Consider the following 16,408-nt stretch of genomic DNA (forward strand, 5'->3'; position numbering starts at 1 on the left):
TCGATCCGCGTTCTCAGTGGTGAAGGGACCGAACGTACCGAATCCGGTGTTGTTGATCACGCTGGTGACGGCGAGGCCGGCGCCGTGCACCCGCGCGTGAAGCTTCTCGCCGACGCCGGGACGCGCTGCTCGCTCAGGTCTTGAGCGAAGACGTGCACCGCGACTCCGTGCCGCGTGCTCAGCTCATCCGCCAGCGAGGTGAGCCGGTCCTGGCGGCGCGCGCCACCAACACCAGATCGGAGCCGCGCTCGGCCAGCTACGGTGCCAATGACACTCTCCGCGACGAGCCGGGGTGACGCCACGGGCGCCTTCGTGCATGCAGCTCAACATCCAGCGCCGTCGGCGATCAACGCTCGTGCTGTGTCGAGGATCGTGGTCTCCGCGTCGCGTGGGGTCCAGGCGAGCTGGGTGTGCGCCTTGGTGTTGTCGACGGTGCGGGTGATGCCCAGCTCGCCGACGATCATCGCCAGCTGGCGGTTGCGCAGCGCCATCAGCCGCACCACGAAGTTGGGCAGCTCGCGCGTCGGTACTTTGCGCGTCTGCTCCGGCAAACCCGTGCGGAGGATGCGAGCGACGTCGCGGTACCAGTGGAATGTGCCGGATCCGTGGTACCGCTCGCCGATCGAGGCCGGGTTCTCGAGCGCCAGCACGTGGAGGCGCGCCACGTCGCGCACGTCGACGATGTTCCAGCCGAGATGGGGGAGGGCCGGGAGTGCCCCGTTGAGCAAGCGGCGGACCACGTCGATCGTGCCGGCTCGCTCGGGTGCGCCCACCGGTGGTCCCTGCATGAACGACGGCAGCACGGTCGTCACGCGCAGTCCGAGCTCGTCGGCCAGCCCCCAGGCAAGCCGCTCGGCGTAGATCTTCGAGTCCGGGTACGCGTGCGCCACCGTGCCCGCTGGTTCGGACCACATCGCTTCGGTGGCGACTTCGGCCGGGTCCTCGGGCCGTGCGGTTGCACCGGACGAGGTGAACACGACGCGCCGCACGCCGTTCCGCGCCGCTGCATCGAACACTCGCCGGGTGCCCTCGCGAGCTGAGGTGATCAGGTCGGTCTTGGCATCGAACGGCATGGGCGAGGCGGTGTGGAGCACCGCGTCGGCGCCGGCGACGGCATCGTCCCAGCCTCCGTCGGCGAGGAGGTCGGCGCGCACGAGCTCCAAAGTTCCCGTGGTGCTGGCCACGATCGCGGCGCGGGTGGGTTCGGCGCGCTCGAGGTCGCGAACGGTCGCCCGCACGTGGTAGCCGCGCTGCAGGAGTTCGACGATCACCCAGCCCGCAAGATAGCCGGTCGCGCCGGTAACGACGACGGTTCCCCGCGTGGCACTCTCGGGCATCTATGTCCCCAAACTCATTGAGCTAACTCACTGAGTTTTCAGAGTAACATGATCGCGTGGGCACCAGAGCGAGCGAAGACAAGGCAGCGATCCTCGACCTGATCGTCGGCCTCGCCGACAGCGCGCAGGCGACAATCGCCACGACGCTGCGCGAGTTCGATGCCCCGGCGTCGGTCGCGCTGCCGCTGCGGATACTCGCGTTGAGCGAGGAGCCCGTCACCCCCCGGGACTTGGCGCGTCGCCTCGGCCGTGACCCGTCCACCGCCAGCCTCACCGCCGACAAGCTCGAAGACGCCGGCCTCATCGCCCGGCGGCCTCATCCGGACGACGGCCGCAAGCGCGTCCTCGTGCTGACCGATCGCGGCCGGCAACTCTGGAGCGCCATGCGCGACCGGCTGCACGAGTCCGGGGTGTTCGAGCGACTCACGCGACCCCAACAACGTCAGCTGCTCGACCTCCTCACCCGGATGCGTGGATAGGCCCCGAGGAGGCGATGTGCGATGCTGCCAACCCATCCATCATGCGCTGGTACTGCGAGGCCTTCCGGGTCACCGGATGGCGGTCGTCGGCGACCATCTGGGGCAGTCAGTCAGAGTGGTCAGCGAAGTGCTGGGTTCCGATGACGGTCAGCAGATCGAGCTTGTCGCTGCTGTCGGTACCCAGTGCGGGGGTGAACCAGAGCAGGCGCTGGCGGCCGTCCTCGCTGAAGAGGCTGAGGCAGTTGACCTCGACCAGACCGAGCGCGTCGTGATTGATGCGTTTGCGTTCGTCGCGGCGGAACGCCACCTCGTGTTCGCTCCAGAGGCCGGCGAACTCGGCGGAGTTGTCGAGAAGGTCGGCAATCAGCGTGCTGGCTTCAGTGTCTTTGGAGTGGCGGCGGGCCGTGGCCGCGCGCAGGTCGGCGACGAATGACCGGGAGTGAGTCGGGTGGTCTTGAACCGGATAGATCTCCCTCGCCGTGGGGTCGGTGAACCAGCGGTAGACGAAGCTTGCCTCCTTTCCGCGATGGCCGGACTGGTCGCCGAGGAAGGCAACGGCTAGCGGGTTCTGTACGAGGGTGACGTGCAGATCTGTGATCACCTGCGCCGGAGTCGATGTCAGCCTGCTGAGCAGGTCGAGCATCCCTGGGTGGACATGGGAGGCCGGGCCACCGTCGCGTGGCAGGGGGCGATCGGCCAGAAGATAAAGGTGATCACGCTCGTCCACGGTCAGACGCAGTGCCCTGGCCAGTGCCGCGAGCATCTGCTCCGATGGTTGGGAGCCGGCCCCGCGCTCGAGTTCGTTGTAGTAGTCCACCGAGGCGCCGGCCAGATGCGCCACCTCGTCTCGGCGCAACCCCGGCACTCGTCGGCGCGGTCCGGGGGTCAGTCCGACCTGCGCGGGCTGGATTCGTTCCCGTCGGGACCGAAGAAACGCGCCCAGTTCTGCGTGCTTCATGGAGGCCATGTCACCAGTCTGCGTCAGCCGGGGACGCCGACACAGGGGATGACGTCCCCTGTTACGTCTCAATCCGCGAGGCCATTGTTGAAGACATGACAACAGCCAGCAGAGTCGCCATCGTTACTGGAGGGTCGCGTGGTATCGGGCGGGCGGTGTCCACCCGGTTGGCCGCCGAGGGCCTGTCGGTGGTCGTGAACTACGCGACCGACGGCGTTGCGGCCAAGGAGGCCGTGACGGCCATCACCTCGGCCGGTGGGAACGCGATGGCATTTCAAGGCGATGTCGCCGACGCGCAGAAAATGGTGGCGCTCTTCGACAGCGCCGAGGCCGAGTACGGCGGTGTGGACGTCGTGGTCAACGCTGCAGGCCGGCTCGAGCTCGCCACTGTCGCTGACCTCGACCTGGATGTCCTGGACGCGTTACACCGCACCAACATCAGAGGGGCCTTCGTGGTCGCCCAGCAGGCCGCACGGCGCCTGCGTGCCGGGGGCTCCTATCTGAGTTTCTCGACCTCGGTGTTAGGCACGCAGGTTCCCTCGTACGGCCCGTACGTTGCCAGTAAGGGTGCCGTCGAGGCGATCACGCTCATCCTGGCGCGTGAACTTCGCGGCCGTGACGTCACGGTCAACACGGTCGCACCGGGGCCCACAGCAACCGACTTGTTCCTGGAGGGCAAGACTCCCGAGCAGATCGAGGCGCTGGCCAAGGCGCCGGCGCTGGAGCGCCTGGGAACCCCGGAAGACATCGCCCGGGTCGTCGCCTTCCTGACCAGCCCGGAAGGCCACTGGGTCAACGGCCAGGTCCTGCGTGCGAACGGTGGCATGGTCTGAGCGCCAGGCCCGCGCAGCCCGCAGTCAACAGAACAATCCCTTCCGAGGAGAGACACGCAATGCCATTTGCCAACTTCAAGGTCCCTGCCGGCACCATCAGCGCCGAGGACAAGAAGAAGATCGTCGAGCGCACCACGGACCTCTACGCCGAGATCTACGGCGAGCGGGCCCGGCCCACCACCGTTGTACTGATCGACGAGGTCGCTGACGGCGGCTGGGGGGTGGCGGGCAACGTCCTGACAGCCGAAATGCTCAACGACCACACGTGAGACAAGGGCTTCAGCCGCTCATCGAACCTCAGAATCGGGTTGGTGAGAAGACGTCGATGTTGCGCTTGCTGCGCCCGTCGATCGCGAGGTCCGCGAGGATCTCGCCGACGACGGGCACGAACTTGAACCCGTGGACGGAGAAACCGGCGCCGATGGTCACGTTGGCGTGCTCCGGGTGCGGACCGATCACGAAGTTGTCGTCCGGTGTCATGGCATAGATGCACCCGCGGCTGCGCTCGGCGATCTGGCCGCGCAAGGCGGGGATGAGCTGCGACACGAACTCGATGACCCGTTGCGTCTCGTCCGGGCTGGCGTGCCGTTCGGCCGTGGACGGGGTGGTCGAGGTGCTCGCGTCCGGGCCTTTGATGAACGCCATCTTGATCAGGCTCTGGCCGGCGGACAGCGCGAAGCCAGACGCCACGCGGCCTTCCTCGTCCTCGAGAGCGAAGCGGGGATGGCGGTCAGCGGCGAACGAGGCCAGATCGGCGGCCGGCCGGGCCCAGACCTGAACGACTCTGCGGACCTCGATCGGAACGGCGGCGCCGGCGAGCAGATCGGTCGCCCAGGCACCGGGGGTGATGACGAGGTGGTCGGCAGAAAAGCGATCGGTGGGGGTCTGGACGGTGACCCCGTGCGCGGTGGTGGTCCAGGCGACGACCGGCGTGTCGAAGTGGAGTTCCGCGCCGTGGTCGGCCGCAAGCTGGAGGTTGGCGGAGACCGTCGCTTCGGGGTGGATGATGCCCTGGCTGTGATCGACGAAGCTGAGGCTCGACGGCGGCGGCGTCAGGGTCGGCCAGCGGCGGCTGACCTCCGCTGAGGACAGGACCTCGTACGGCGTGCCCAGTTGCTCGGCAACGGTCGTCGAGGCCTTCAATTCCTGGCCACCTTCCGGGCCGACGATCAAGGCATCGCACGGAGTGAGCAGCTTGGTACCGGTGTCGTGCTCCAGCTGCTCCCAGAGCGAATACGCCTCCTGGACGAAAGGCACGTGCGCGGGGTCGCTGAAGTAGGCCTGGCGGATCACTCGCGACTCGCCGTGACTGGAGCCGAGGTCATGGGTGGGCCAGTACTGCTCCAAACCGATCACCCGGCAACCTCGCCGGGCCAGGGCTGCCGCGGCGGCACTGCCCATGCCGCCGAGACCCACCACGATCACCGTGGGCTGTGCCATCGATGCACCTTTCGGTTCGCCGAACAGGAGTAGTCAACTGCGACAAGCGTCTCGCTTACGAGAAGACGATGCCGCCGTCCTGGCGTGCTGTCAAGGCGCGACACCGCGCGGGAATCCTCCCTTGACAAGGGTGATCGGAGAGTTGACCATCCTAAGTGATAGCTCAGTCGCAGATTGACGGAGTGGTCCAGCTCGATTCCCGGGCACTACCTGGCGCGGAAGCCGTCGCCAGGCTTATCGATCCCGAAGCGGTAGGGAGCCATCATCAGAAATGAAGTCGTTCACCAGGAAAGCACTGATCTCGCTCGGTGGCCTGCTCGCCACCGCGCTCACGCTCTCGGCCTGCGGTTCCGCGGACCCGACAGCGGACACGGCAGCCAACACGCAGGCACCGCTGTACAACAGGTTGCCTGAGCGGATCCAGAAGTCTGGGGTCCTCAAGATCGGTGGCAGCGCCACCGTGGCGCCGTACGTGTTCAAGGACGGCAACGAGATCGTTGGCATGGACAAGGACCTGATGGACGCGTTGGTGGGCGTGCTCGGGGTGCGCCTGGAGTTCCACGACACTCCCTACGAGTCGATCATCACCGGACTGAAGTCGCAGCGGATCGACGTTGCCATGGGGAACCTGTCCGACACCCGGGAGCGCCAGGCAGTGGCGGACCTCGTCGACTACCGGATGGTGCCCCAGAGTCTGCTGGTCCCGACCGGGAACCCGAAGGGCCTGACCAGCATCGACAATCTGTGTGGAGCGGTCGTGGCCGGCGTCGCCGGAAGCCTGTCCGACGAACAGGTCGCCACCGAACAGAACGGCAAGTGCAAGGCAGCCGGCAAGCCCGGTGTGGGGTTCAGTGCGTTTCAGGACGCCACGGCCGCGATCCTCGCGGTCCAGACCAAGCGAGCCGACATCATGATCCTGAACGGCGCGGTGGCGACCTACATCTCCAACACCACGAAGAAGACCGAGGTGGCCGGCAAACCCTTCCGCCCGCGCTACCACGCGGCTTTGGTGCTGAAGACCAACACCGACATCCGTGACGCCCTGGTGGCCGCCTTCACCGAGCTCATCGAGAACGGCACCTACGCCAAACTGCTGGCGAAATGGGATCTGGCGTACACCGCCATCCCGGCGCCCCGCGTGAACGCGGGCACCACATGACGAACGTGAGCTCGGCGCTGCGCGACAGCGACGGCACCGCGTCCGTCGACACGATGGCCACCATGAAGATCGCGCCAGTACGGCGTCCTGTGCAGTGGATCGCCACGGGGGTCGTACTGATCCTGCTGGTCCTGCTGCTGGTCTCGGTGGGCCGGAATCCCAACATGGGCTGGGATGTGGTCGGCCATTACCTGTTGGACGACGCTGTACTGCGTGGGGTTCGGTGGACACTCGTGCTCACCGTCCTCATCATGGCCCTGGCGACGGCTCTGGGCATCGTCGTCGCCGTGATGGCCACCTCGGGCAATCGGGTGCTGTCGGCAACGGCCGCGTTGTTCCTGTGGTTCTTCCGCGGGACGCCGCTGCTGGTGCAGATCATCTTCTGGTTCAACCTGGCCCTGATCTTCCCGCGGCTCGGCCCTGCCATGTTCCTCGGCGAAGGCTTCGGCGGCGTGGAGACCAACAGCGTGATCAACTGGTTCGTCGCGGCGCTGCTCGCTTTCGGGCTGCACCAGGGGGCGATCATGTCGGAGATCGTCCGCGGTGGCTTCCTCGGAATCGAGCGGGGCCAGACCGAGGCGGCGCAGTCCCTCGGCATGACCGCCGCGCAGACGCTGCGTCGCGTGCTGTTGCCCCAGACACTGCGGATCATCGTTCCGCCGTCGATGAACCAGTTCGTGGACGTGCTGAAGGGGACGGCTCTGGTCGCGTTCATCGCCGGGCAGGACCTGTTGTCCTCCGTCCAGTTCATCTACGCCAAGAACTTCCAGGTGATTCCGTTGCTCATCGTGGCCAGCATCTGGTATCTCGCCCTGGTCTCGGTCGCCACGGTCGTCCAGTACTTCGTCGAACGCCGTCTGGGCCTAGGTTATGGAAAGTGACCCCACGATGACTGCTCTGCTCCAAGTCCGCCGGCTGACGAAGGCCTTCGGGTCGTTGACCGTCCTGTCGGGGGTCGATTTCGATGTCGAGCGCGGTGAGGTCGTCTGCGTGCTCGGCCCCTCCGGCTCCGGAAAGAGCACCCTGCTGCGGTGCATCAACCACCTCGAACGCCCGGATGCCGGGGTGGTGGCACTCGAAGGCGAGATCGTCGGGTTCCGCCGCGTCGGCCAGGCCTTGCACGAACTGCGGGGCTCCGAGCTGGCCCGGCAGCGCAGCCAGATCGGCATGGTGTTCCAGCGTTTCAACTTGTTCCCGCACCGGACGATCCTGGAGAACGTGCTCGAAGGCCTGTGCGTCGTCAAGAAGGAACCACGCGACACGGCGCGGCCTCGTGCTCTCGAACTGCTGGACCGGGTCGGTCTGGCCGGCAAGGTCGACTCCTACCCGAATCATCTGTCCGGTGGTCAGCAGCAGCGGGTGGCGATCGCCCGAGCTCTCGCGATGCGGCCGAAGCTGATGCTGTTCGACGAGTGCACGTCGGCCCTGGATCCGGAGCTTGTCAGTGAGGTGCTCGCCGTGATGAAGGACCTGGCCCGCGAGGGGATGACGATGATCGTGGTCACCCATGAGATCGCCTTCGCCCGCGACGTCGCCGACCGGGTGATCTTCATGGACGCCGGCAACATCGTCGAGCAGGGCCCCGCCGGCGACGTGCTCGGCAACCCGCAGGTCGACCGGACCCGCAGCTTCCTCGCTCGCGTGATGTGAACCCGGCGCAGAGCCCTGGCGTTCACAGGTGACGGACCTCCGGCCTCACGCCCCGGAGGTCCTCATCCGGAGTGTGAGGCACCGTCGATCACGAAGACGGGTTCGGACGCGCGGTACGTGAAGCGCCATCCGTCGTCGGTGAGTTCGAACCGGTCGTGGAACTCACCGATGGCGGATGGGCCGGTGATCGCCGGCACGTCGTCTCCGACGCGGTGGGTACGGTAGATCGTCGCGTAGGACGTCGCCGCGCACGACGTTCTGGTCAGCTGCTCCACGAGCGTCGTGGCCATGACATGGAGCTCGACGACGGTCTTTTCGCGTCGTTCGAGAAAGGCGAGAATCTGGTCCCGCCCCCGCATCGAGACGCCGCGACGATGCCAGACGCCGTCGGCAGTGAACAGCGCGGCCACCTCGTGGAAACGGCGATGGTCCAGGTGATGCGCGAACGCAACGACCAGACGCCGGCAGGCTGCCTCGACGTCCGCTGTGATCGTGGTGCTGGTCATGTGGCGCTCCTCGAGGACATCCCGCCACCGACGACTGCGACCGCGAAGGTGAGAACGGCTGGGACCGCAACGGCCAGCGCGAGGGACACGGTCAGGATGGCGGCACCTGCGCCGGCACCGGCGGCGATGAGGAGGACGGCGGCCGAACGACGAAGCCACGGATGGTTCTCGAGTGCTGCACCGAAACGTGAATCCGCGGCCAGCCCCGTGATCGTCGAGGTGACGACGACGGTGGTGACGTCCTTCACCGCGATGTGCCGGGCGACCGCGGCTTGCAGGCCCATCGCGGCCGCCAGCAGCGCGGTGAGGGTGAAGGCGAGCGCAGTGCCCTGCTCGACATCCTCGACGGCGAGGATCAGCGCCGCGATCGTGAACACCAGGCCGACACCGCACAGCAGTACGGTCGAAGTCAGCCTCCAGGAGTCGGGCGCCGCCGTACGGGTGACGCGTCCTCCGAGTGATGCACCGGCCATGAAGGCGGCGAGTGCGATCAGTGGACCCCCGACCGGCAGGTCCGTCGTCCCGGAGACGCCCATCCCCAGAATGACGACGTTGCCTGTCATGTTCCCGGTGAAGACGCGATCCAGGCCGAGATACCTGACAGCGTCGGCGACGCCGGTGGAGAAGGTCAGGACGAGCATCGCGACGACGTGCACGGCCTCCCGGGCCATGGCCGGTCTGCGTCGTCTGCCGGCCGTTGGCGAGATCCTGGGCGTCCGGTCAACCACGCCTGCGCACCCCCGACTCAGCTTCGTGACCGGAGGTACCGGTCGAGGCGGGCGAGGGCTTCGTCGATGACCGGTAGGTCGGTGGCGAAGGAGAAGCGAAGGTGCCCTTCGCCGCTGGGGCCGTACTCTGCCCCGGGCCGGACGAGAACGCCGGCCGCGCGGAGCTCCTGGGTGAGTTCGACCGACGTCAGATCGAGGTCGTACCGGGCGAGGGCGTAGAAGGTGCCCTCGGGTCGCCGCGCGGACAGGCAGGGGATGTCGATCAGGCGATCAAACAGCGCATCACGACGCTTCTGGTAGACGGCGAGCATCTGTTCGGCGAACACCTGGCCGTGCTCGACCGCAGTGAGGGCAGCTCGCTGGACAGCGGCGTTGACGGAGCCGTTGAACGTCATGTGGATGCGTGTCGCCGCGGCGATGACGTCGGCGGGACCGGCCAGGTAGCCGACACGCCATCCGGTCATGGCAAAGGCCTTGGAGAGCGTCTGGCAGTAGATGGTCCTGTCGCGGAGTTCGTCGACGGACAGTGCGGAGTGGAAGGGGACGTCGTCGTAGACGATCGTGCTGTAGGCCTCGTCGGCCATCACCAGCGTGTCCGTGCCTTGCAACGCCTGGCCGAGCGCTTGCAGTTCCGCTCCCGTGTGCACGACACCGGTCGGGTTGCAGGGGTTGGAGAACACGATGAGTCGAGCCCCGGCCAACGCGGTCCGCAGGGCGTCGAGGTCCCAGTGCAGATCCGGGCCCGGCGGAACCAGGACAGGAGTACCTCCGGCCAGTCGGACGAGGTCGCTGTACAGCGAATAGCAAGGTTCAGGCAGGACGACCTTGTCACCTGGGTTCACGACCGCAAGAACGGCCGCGGCGAGACCAGCTGTCGCGCCATGGGTCACCAGAACCTGGTCGACCCCGTAACGGTGGCTGGCGATCTCCGAGACCGCGCCGGCGACAGCGGATCGAAGATCCGGGTCGCCCTGCTGGTCGACGTAGTGGGTCGCGCCGGCGTGCAAGGCGGTCACGGCCGTGGAGACGATGGCCTCAGGAGTGTCGAAGTCGGGTTCGCCCATGGCCAGGGACACCACACCGGGTGGGGGAGGTGCCATCGGGCTACGGAGGGAGTGGACCGTCAGCCGCGCGACCGCCGAGGACGGGTGAAATGGTGCCAATGTCGTACCCCTTTCAAGGCTTCGATTCACAGCGCGCTCGAGCAGGCCGTGCTCTCGGGACGGTCAGGCCTGACGGTGGCGCTGAGGCTCAGGACGGTCATGACGTTGCCGCGTTCACCTTCGGGGCCGGAAGCGACAGCTCCTCGAGATGCCATTTCGCGAGGATCTTGTCGTAGGTCCCGGCCCGCATGATCTCGGTGAACGCGGCCTCCACAGCGGCACGGAGCTGGTCGTTCCCCTTGCGCACCGCCGCTGCGTGGTACTGCTCGTAGAATGGCGTGCCCGCGACCTCGGTCCGCTGTCCCGTCGAGGAGATGTACCGAGCCAGGACCACGTCCATGATCAGGACATCGGCCCGCTTGGTCTGCACCTGGAGGACTGCCGCCGTGGCGTCCTCGAACGTGAGGACCTCGACACCGGCGCGGCTTGCCTGTTTGCATTCGGCATGCTGGGCCGTGGCGATCCGCTCCGAGAGGCTGCCCACGACGGCCGCCGCGACAGTTCCGCACAGGCCTTCGGGGCTGCGCAAGCCCTTGGGGTTTCCCTTCTGGACCAGCAGAGCCTGGTACGACGCCGTGTAGTCCACGAGGTCCACCACCTGTTGGCGTTCCTTGGTGTCAGAGAGGTTCCCCATCGCCACGTCGATCTTGCCCGACTGCAAGCCCGGGATCAGCGCTGCGAAGGCGTTGTCCTGGAACTCCAGGCGCACGCCGAGCGCGTCCGCGAGGGCGTCCATGAGCTCCTTCTCGAAACCGGCCACCGCGCTGCCGTCCTTGTACAGGTAAGGCGGCATCACGGCGCTGGCCCCGACCTTCAGTACGCCGGACTCCTGGATGTTCTTGGGCAACTTGCCGTAGACCGGTGCGTCCTGGTTCGCGGTGCCGGCGGCTGGACTGTTGGGCCCGCACGCCGAGACGCTCAGCGCGGCAGCCGCGACGAGCACTGCGAGGAGCGCGATCGGCTTCATCGGCGACTTGTTCCTGTTCTCGGTCAACGCCGGTCAGCGCTCCTCGGCGACGTCACCGCGGATCCGCGTGCGGAGCCGGGACTCGAACTGCTCGATGGTGGTCAGACGCTCCCGTACCTCGGTCACGCGGTGCTGAGGTACGACGGCGATACCGTCGTCGTCGGCAACGATCAGGTCACCGGGGCTCACCACGACGCCGCCGCACGCGATCACTCCGCCGATCTCGCCGGGGCCGCTCTTGGTCGGGCCCGCCGGGGTGTTCGCCTTGGCCCACAGCGGAAAGCCGAGCCTGGCGATCGCCGCGGCATCGCGAACGGCGCCGTCGACGACCACGCCGGCGACGCCCTTCTGCACGCACAGCTCGGCCAGGATGTCGCCGAAGACGGCCCGGGTGTCGGCACCCAGTCCGTTGACCACGAGAACGTCGCCGGGCTGCACCTCGTCCATGGCGCGATGGATCGCCAGGTTGTCGCCCTCGCGGGTGAGCACCGTGAACGCCGGGCCCACGCACCGTGCCCCAGGACACTGCGCGGTCAGCGACGAGGACATCACTCCGAAGCGGTCCATTGCATCGCCGACGTTGGCCGCCGGGCTGGTGGCGAAGGCCTTGACGAGCGCGGCGTCGGGGCGCGGCCAGTCGGTGTCGACCAGACGGCAGTTGTCGGCAGTAACGTCGATCAGCATGGCGACGCCTTCCTCGGTGACGGTTGTTGCGGCTGGATCCCAGCCAGATCTGATGTGAGAGTGCGATATCACTTAGGATCCTCGCGCCTGGCGGCTGCCTGTGTCAAGACGCACCGGCAGTCCAGTGGTGGATCGGACGTTCTCCCCGCAGGCAGGCGGTCTGGGCGGTGGACTGATGGCCCTTGACGCGCCGATCGGAACGCCGCGACACTGCCAGAAACTGAGATCACATTCCTAGATCAATCGGAGTGTGATCGGGGCGAACGGGAGGATGCCGATGATTACCGTGTTGTCCAACGGCCTGATCTTCGACGGTGTGGCCGACGATCTCGTGCCCGGCCATGTGGTCATCGAGGGTGATCGCATCGTTGGGGTTACGGAGCGGCTGGGGCCAGTCGCGGCCGATGCCCGCGTGATCGATGTTCGCGGCAGGGCGGTGATGCCAGGGCTTATCGACGCGCACATCCACGCGTACTCTCCGCGGCCCAATGCCGACCGGTTGCCGATGACCATGGTGGCCCACTGGGCTCGCAAGATGCTGGAGTCGTGCCTGCAGCGCGGCTTCACCACCGTTCGCGACGTCGGTGGCGCGGATCACGGGCTGCGCCGGGCGATCGACGCGGGCTGGATCGACGGTCCGCACCTGATCTACTGCGGCAAGGCGCTGAGTCAGACCGGGGGACACGGCGACAAGCGCGAAGCCGGAACGGATGGCTGGTGTGTGCACCACGGTTACGCCGGACACACCAGCCGCGTGGTGGACGGCGCCGACAACGTCCGGCGGGCCGTTCGCGAAGAACTGCGGCTCGGCGCCGGCTTCATCAAGATCATGGCCTCCGGTGGCGGACTGTCCCCGACCGACGAGCTCGAGGACGCGCAGTACTCCGAGGATGAGATCGGCGCGGCCGTCGACGAGGCGGTGCGATGTCACCGCTACGTCACCGCCCATGCCCATCCGGACGCGGTGATCAGCCGCTGCCTCGAACTCGGTGTGCGGTGCTTCGAGCACGGCACGATGATCTCGGACCGGACCGCCGCCCGGGCCGTCGAGTTGGGGGCGTCGGTCGTGCCGACCCTCACCGTTGGCCGGGCCGTCGCACGGCACGGGCGTGAGCTCGGGTTCGACGAGGCGATCCTGCGCAAGGTTGCCGCTGTCAACGCGCTCAGCCTGGAGAGCTTGGAGCGTCTGCATCGATCAGGTGTCCGGACCGGATTCGGCACCGATCTGGTGACCGGACTGGATCACTATCAGTACGAGGAGTTCCGGATCCGTGGAGAGGTTTGCCCGGCCGTCGACGTCCTGCGCTCGGCGACGAGCGTCAACGCGGAGATCGTGCGCCGCCAGGACGCCGGCCGAATCGCGGCGGGACTGGTGGCCGACGTCATTGCCGTTGCGGGCAATCCACTCGACGACCTGTCGGTCTTCACCGACGACGGCCACAACGTCCAGCTCGTGATGAAGGGTGGAATCGTCGTCAAGGACACCCTGTCCAGCTGATGCTGGTGGGTCACAACAGATAGCCGACTCTCGGATCGTTATCCACTGACGATGGGTGTGTTGGCTGGATCCCTTGACAGTGCCGGGAGGCAACAACCATAGTCACCCGTACAAAATGAGAGAACAGTCGCAGTTGATGAATGGCAACGCAGCGCGCGGGCTGCGCACGGCTTCCGCAGTGGCTGGGCCTCGACCCAGCGTTCAGAGAAGGGTGTTCGGACATGCACGGTTCCAGGCGAAGTGTTGTCGTGGTCGCTGTTGCCTCCTTGGCGATCTCGCTGGGCGCGGCGGGCTGCGGGTCAGGTGATGACGGCGCCGGCGGCGGATCGACGGCGCTGACCGTTGCGCTGTCGGGATTGGACGCGAGCCAGGCCGAGGGGGCGGTGGCCGAGGCGAAGGGCTACTTCAAAGAGGCCGGCCTGGAGGTCGAGTTCGTGAACTCGGGGAGCAACGTCGTCTCGGCCGTGGTGTCCGGGCAGGCCGACATCGGATCAGTAGGTCTCCCGGGACCGATGCTGCCTGCGGGCGACGGGAAGAACACCTCGATCATCGCCGCGAAAGCAGCCGGCGGCAGTGCGGCGCACGTCGCGGCGAAACCTGGCGTGAGCGGCATCAAGGAGTGCAAGTCCGTTGCGACCGCCGGGGTCGGCACGGTCAGCTACGGCTGGACCAAGTACTACGAGAAGGCCTTCGGCCTCGGATGGAGCATCAAGGCGGTCAGCTCGGCGACCGATGCGGTGAACCTCATGGTCACCGGGCAGGTGGACTGCAGTGTCCTGCCGTCGTCGAGCCTGGCTCCGGTCATCAAGGACGGCAAGGCGGTGATGCTGGTGAGTCCCACCACCAAGGCGGGCCTGCCCGCGGACTTCCCCACCGACATCGTCGGCGCGGTCCTGTTCGGCCTGCCGGACAACCTGAAGAAGAAGAAGGAAGCGGTCGTCGCCTTCCTGGCCGCCTGGAACAAGGCCGTGACGTTCATGGGCGAAACGCCCGAGCAAGCCTCCGAGGCGATCAGAACGGTGCCGGGCTGGGACACCCTGTCCGCGGCGAACGTCCGGAGCGCTCTGGACGCCGGCAAGCCGTTCCGGTGGCCGAACCAGGGCAAGATCAACGCGGCCAGCTGGCCCGGCCAGCTCGAGTGGTTCGTCAACGGCGGCACGGCGCTCAAGGGCGGCACCACAGCCGAGGTCTGGTCCTTCGACCGGCGAGTCGACATGTCGTACCTCGATCAGGCCATCAGCGCAAACTGAGCTGGAGCGGACGCGGAAGCGGAGGTAGGCGATGAACGCGAAAGGTACGAAGGTCATGGAAGCCGGCACCGCGGTGGAAGGAACGGGGTCGGGAGGTGCGCCCTCCATCATCGAACTGCGCGACATCGACTTCGAGTACGACACCGGGCTGCTGGCGCTGCACGGGGTCGGATTGCGGGTCGAACGCGGACTGAACATCGCGATCACCGGCCCCAGCGGCTGTGGCAAGAGCACCTTGCTGCGGCTGCTCGCCGGACTGGCCACTCCTACCCGGGGAACGCTGACGCGGTCTCCGGCGCCGGAGGGCACCCACGGTCTGGCCATGATGTTCCAGGAGGACACGTTGCTGCCGTGGCTGACGGTCGGTGGCAACATCGCGCTGCACTTCAAGTTCCGGAAGCGCCCCAAGGCCTACGTCCGCCAGGTGATCGACGAACTGCTGCCGCTGGTCGGGCTGCAGGACTTCAAGGACGCCTACCCGTACCAGCTGTCGATCGGTATGCGGCGGCGCGTCGCGTTCCTGTCGGCGATCGCGCCCAGGCCCGAGCTGCTGCTGCTCGACGAGCCCTTCTCGGCCCTGGACGAGCCGACCCGGGTGGCGCTCCACCAGGACGTCCTTCGGGTCACCCAGGAACTCGGGATCACGCTCGTGCTGGTGACGCACGACATCGCCGAAGCGGTCTCCCTGAGCGACGAGGTGATCGTCATGTCCAAGCGGCCCGGGAGGATCGCGGGCCGGCACACGATGTCGTTCGGCAAGGAAAGGGACGTACTGAGCATGCGGGACTCCGATGAATTCCTGCGCCTCTACGGAGAGGTCTGGAGCGATCTTCGGCGACAGATTCGGGGTGACGAGTCATGACCGATCTCGCGATGAGCAGCGGATCCCGCGTGCAGTCCGCGCTGAGGACGAGCTCCACCTGGATCAGAGGAAACGCGACCCTGGCGGTCGGGCAGCTGCTCATCTTCGTCGTGTTCGTGCTCGCCTGGCAGTACCTGCCCCAGATCGGCTACCTCAGCAGCCGGTTCCGCTTCCTCGACCCCTACTTCGTTAGTTCGCCGACAGCGGTCGCCGCACGTCTGGTCGACATGTTCACCGGACGCAACGGGAGTTTCACGGTCTGGGAGTACATCCGCCCCACGCTGCTGGCCAGCCTGCTCGGCCTCGTGATCGGGATGGTGCTCGGTGGCGCGATGGGGCTGGTGCTCAGCAACTCGCCGTTCGCCAGTGCGCTGCTGCGGCCGTTCCTCGTGATGATGAACGCGGTACCCCGGATCGCACTGATCCCGATCGTGATCATCGCCTTCGGGGCGACGCTCACCGCCGAAGTGGTGATCGCGGTCATCGTCGTGTTCTTCATCGTGTTCTGGAACGCCTACGAGGGTGGCTTGTCGGTACCGATCCGAATGTCGCAGAACGCGCAGCTGCTCGGTGCGAAGCGCCGGCAGATCACCCGGCGGATCATGGCGCCCTACGTCCTGGCCTGGGCGCTGGCCTCACTGCCGAACGCGGTGACGTTCGCCTTCCTCGCGGTGGTCACCAGCGAGGTGCTGACCGGGAACAAGGGACTGGGCTTCCTGGTGACCCAAGCACTCAGTACGGCGGACGCGACGCTCACCTTCGCGGTCGCGGTGCTGCTGGCGGTGATCGGACTCGTCGTGGTCATGAGTGCCGAAGCCGGTCGCCGTCGACTGCTGCATTGGTGGCATCCGTCGCGATAGTCCGCGGTTGCACGAGACGGCGTCGCGCACACCA

18 protein-coding genes are annotated in these 16,408 nt (G+C 66.9%); 10 read left to right on the plus strand and 8 right to left on the minus strand.

Annotated features, from left to right (window positions below):
- Positions 1-323: 323 nt before the first annotated feature.
- The gene (locus ABD235_RS37600; protein WP_344183089.1) at positions 324-1,337 is read right to left on the minus strand and encodes an NAD-dependent epimerase/dehydratase family protein; all 1,014 of its coding nucleotides are present in this window, start codon (positions 1,335-1,337) and stop codon (positions 324-326) included.
- A gap of 56 nt (positions 1,338-1,393) precedes the next feature.
- Here ABD235_RS37600 and ABD235_RS37605 point away from each other — a divergent pair, with 56 nt between their 5' ends.
- A complete protein-coding gene (locus tag ABD235_RS37605) occupies positions 1,394-1,816 on the plus strand; it encodes a MarR family winged helix-turn-helix transcriptional regulator (protein WP_344183091.1) in 423 nt (140 codons plus the stop codon).
- Positions 1,817-1,922: 106 nt separating this feature from the next.
- Here the strand turns inward: ABD235_RS37605 and ABD235_RS37610 are convergent, their stop codons facing one another.
- Entirely contained in the window at positions 1,923-2,783 is an 861-nt protein-coding gene (locus tag ABD235_RS37610) for a helix-turn-helix transcriptional regulator (protein ID WP_344183093.1), read from the minus strand.
- A gap of 86 nt (positions 2,784-2,869) precedes the next feature.
- Between ABD235_RS37610 and ABD235_RS37615 the strand changes: the two genes are divergently transcribed.
- Together ABD235_RS37615 and ABD235_RS37620 are read left to right on the plus strand one after the other, a co-directional pair.
- On the plus strand, positions 2,870-3,607 hold the full coding sequence (locus tag ABD235_RS37615; protein WP_344183095.1) for an SDR family oxidoreductase: 738 nt from the start codon (positions 2,870-2,872) through the stop codon (positions 3,605-3,607).
- Positions 3,608-3,666: 59 nt separating this feature from the next.
- On the plus strand, positions 3,667-3,876 hold the full coding sequence (locus tag ABD235_RS37620) for a 4-oxalocrotonate tautomerase family protein (protein ID WP_344183097.1): 210 nt from the start codon (positions 3,667-3,669) through the stop codon (positions 3,874-3,876).
- 28 nt (positions 3,877-3,904) lie between these two features.
- Here the strand turns inward: ABD235_RS37620 and solA are convergent, their stop codons facing one another.
- Positions 3,905-5,047, minus strand: a complete 1,143-nt coding sequence (gene solA / locus ABD235_RS37625; protein WP_344183099.1) for an N-methyl-L-tryptophan oxidase — start codon at positions 5,045-5,047, stop codon at positions 3,905-3,907.
- A 271-nt stretch (positions 5,048-5,318) separates the two neighbouring features.
- Here solA and ABD235_RS37630 point away from each other — a divergent pair, with 271 nt between their 5' ends.
- The 3 genes from ABD235_RS37630 to ABD235_RS37640 are packed head-to-tail and all read left to right on the plus strand — an operon-like array spanning position 5,319 to position 7,856.
- Complete coding sequence (locus ABD235_RS37630) at positions 5,319-6,206, plus strand: ABC transporter substrate-binding protein (RefSeq protein WP_344183102.1); 888 nt, start codon at positions 5,319-5,321, stop codon at positions 6,204-6,206.
- Positions 6,203-7,087 carry an amino acid ABC transporter permease gene (locus tag ABD235_RS37635; RefSeq protein ID WP_344183104.1) on the plus strand — a complete coding sequence of 295 codons (885 nt, stop codon included), beginning with the start codon at positions 6,203-6,205 and terminating at the stop codon, positions 7,085-7,087. The genes ABD235_RS37630 and ABD235_RS37635 overlap by 4 nt, the downstream gene beginning before the upstream one ends.
- Before the next feature lie 7 nt (positions 7,088-7,094).
- Positions 7,095-7,856 (plus strand): amino acid ABC transporter ATP-binding protein, encoded by a 762-nt coding sequence (locus ABD235_RS37640; protein WP_344183106.1) that lies wholly within the window; start codon positions 7,095-7,097, stop codon positions 7,854-7,856.
- Between the two features lie 62 nt (positions 7,857-7,918).
- On the opposite strand, the gene ABD235_RS37645 is transcribed toward ABD235_RS37640, so the two are convergent.
- The 5 genes from ABD235_RS37645 to ABD235_RS37665 all read right to left on the minus strand — a co-directional run bounded on the left by ABD235_RS37645 (position 7,919) and on the right by ABD235_RS37665 (position 11,904).
- Positions 7,919-8,362 (minus strand): nuclear transport factor 2 family protein, encoded by a 444-nt coding sequence (locus ABD235_RS37645; protein WP_344183108.1) that lies wholly within the window; start codon positions 8,360-8,362, stop codon positions 7,919-7,921.
- Positions 8,359-9,033: a YoaK family protein gene (locus ABD235_RS37650; protein WP_344183110.1), complete on the minus strand. Its 675-nt coding sequence runs from the start codon at positions 9,031-9,033 to the stop codon at positions 8,359-8,361. The genes ABD235_RS37645 and ABD235_RS37650 overlap by 4 nt, the downstream gene beginning before the upstream one ends.
- Positions 9,034-9,107: 74 nt before the next feature.
- Positions 9,108-10,190, minus strand: coding sequence for a pyridoxal phosphate-dependent aminotransferase (locus ABD235_RS37655; protein ID WP_344183112.1), 1,083 nt, complete (start codon positions 10,188-10,190; stop codon positions 9,108-9,110).
- Positions 10,191-10,350: 160 nt separating this feature from the next.
- Positions 10,351-11,247: an ABC transporter substrate-binding protein gene (locus ABD235_RS37660; RefSeq protein WP_344183114.1), complete on the minus strand. Its 897-nt coding sequence runs from the start codon at positions 11,245-11,247 to the stop codon at positions 10,351-10,353.
- 6 nt (positions 11,248-11,253) lie between these two features.
- The gene (locus ABD235_RS37665; RefSeq protein WP_344183116.1) at positions 11,254-11,904 is read right to left on the minus strand and encodes an RraA family protein; all 651 of its coding nucleotides are present in this window, start codon (positions 11,902-11,904) and stop codon (positions 11,254-11,256) included.
- A gap of 250 nt (positions 11,905-12,154) precedes the next feature.
- Here ABD235_RS37665 and ABD235_RS37670 point away from each other — a divergent pair, with 250 nt between their 5' ends.
- The 4 genes from ABD235_RS37670 to ABD235_RS37685 all read left to right on the plus strand — a co-directional run bounded on the left by ABD235_RS37670 (position 12,155) and on the right by ABD235_RS37685 (position 16,374).
- Positions 12,155-13,402: a metal-dependent hydrolase family protein gene (locus ABD235_RS37670; protein ID WP_344183118.1), complete on the plus strand. Its 1,248-nt coding sequence runs from the start codon at positions 12,155-12,157 to the stop codon at positions 13,400-13,402.
- Between the two features lie 221 nt (positions 13,403-13,623).
- On the plus strand, positions 13,624-14,652 hold the full coding sequence (locus ABD235_RS37675; protein WP_344183120.1) for an ABC transporter substrate-binding protein: 1,029 nt from the start codon (positions 13,624-13,626) through the stop codon (positions 14,650-14,652).
- Positions 14,653-14,683: 31 nt separating this feature from the next.
- Positions 14,684-15,514 carry an ABC transporter ATP-binding protein gene (locus ABD235_RS37680; RefSeq protein ID WP_344183124.1) on the plus strand — a complete coding sequence of 277 codons (831 nt, stop codon included), beginning with the start codon at positions 14,684-14,686 and terminating at the stop codon, positions 15,512-15,514.
- Positions 15,511-16,374: an ABC transporter permease gene (locus tag ABD235_RS37685; RefSeq protein WP_344183126.1), complete on the plus strand. Its 864-nt coding sequence runs from the start codon at positions 15,511-15,513 to the stop codon at positions 16,372-16,374. The genes ABD235_RS37680 and ABD235_RS37685 overlap by 4 nt, the downstream gene beginning before the upstream one ends.
- Positions 16,375-16,408 lie beyond the last annotated feature (34 nt).

Origin of the sequence: Kribbella lupini, from assembly GCF_039529595.1 — a bacterium.
In the GTDB taxonomy this organism is placed as follows: Bacteria; Actinomycetota; Actinomycetes; order Propionibacteriales; family Kribbellaceae; genus Kribbella; species Kribbella lupini.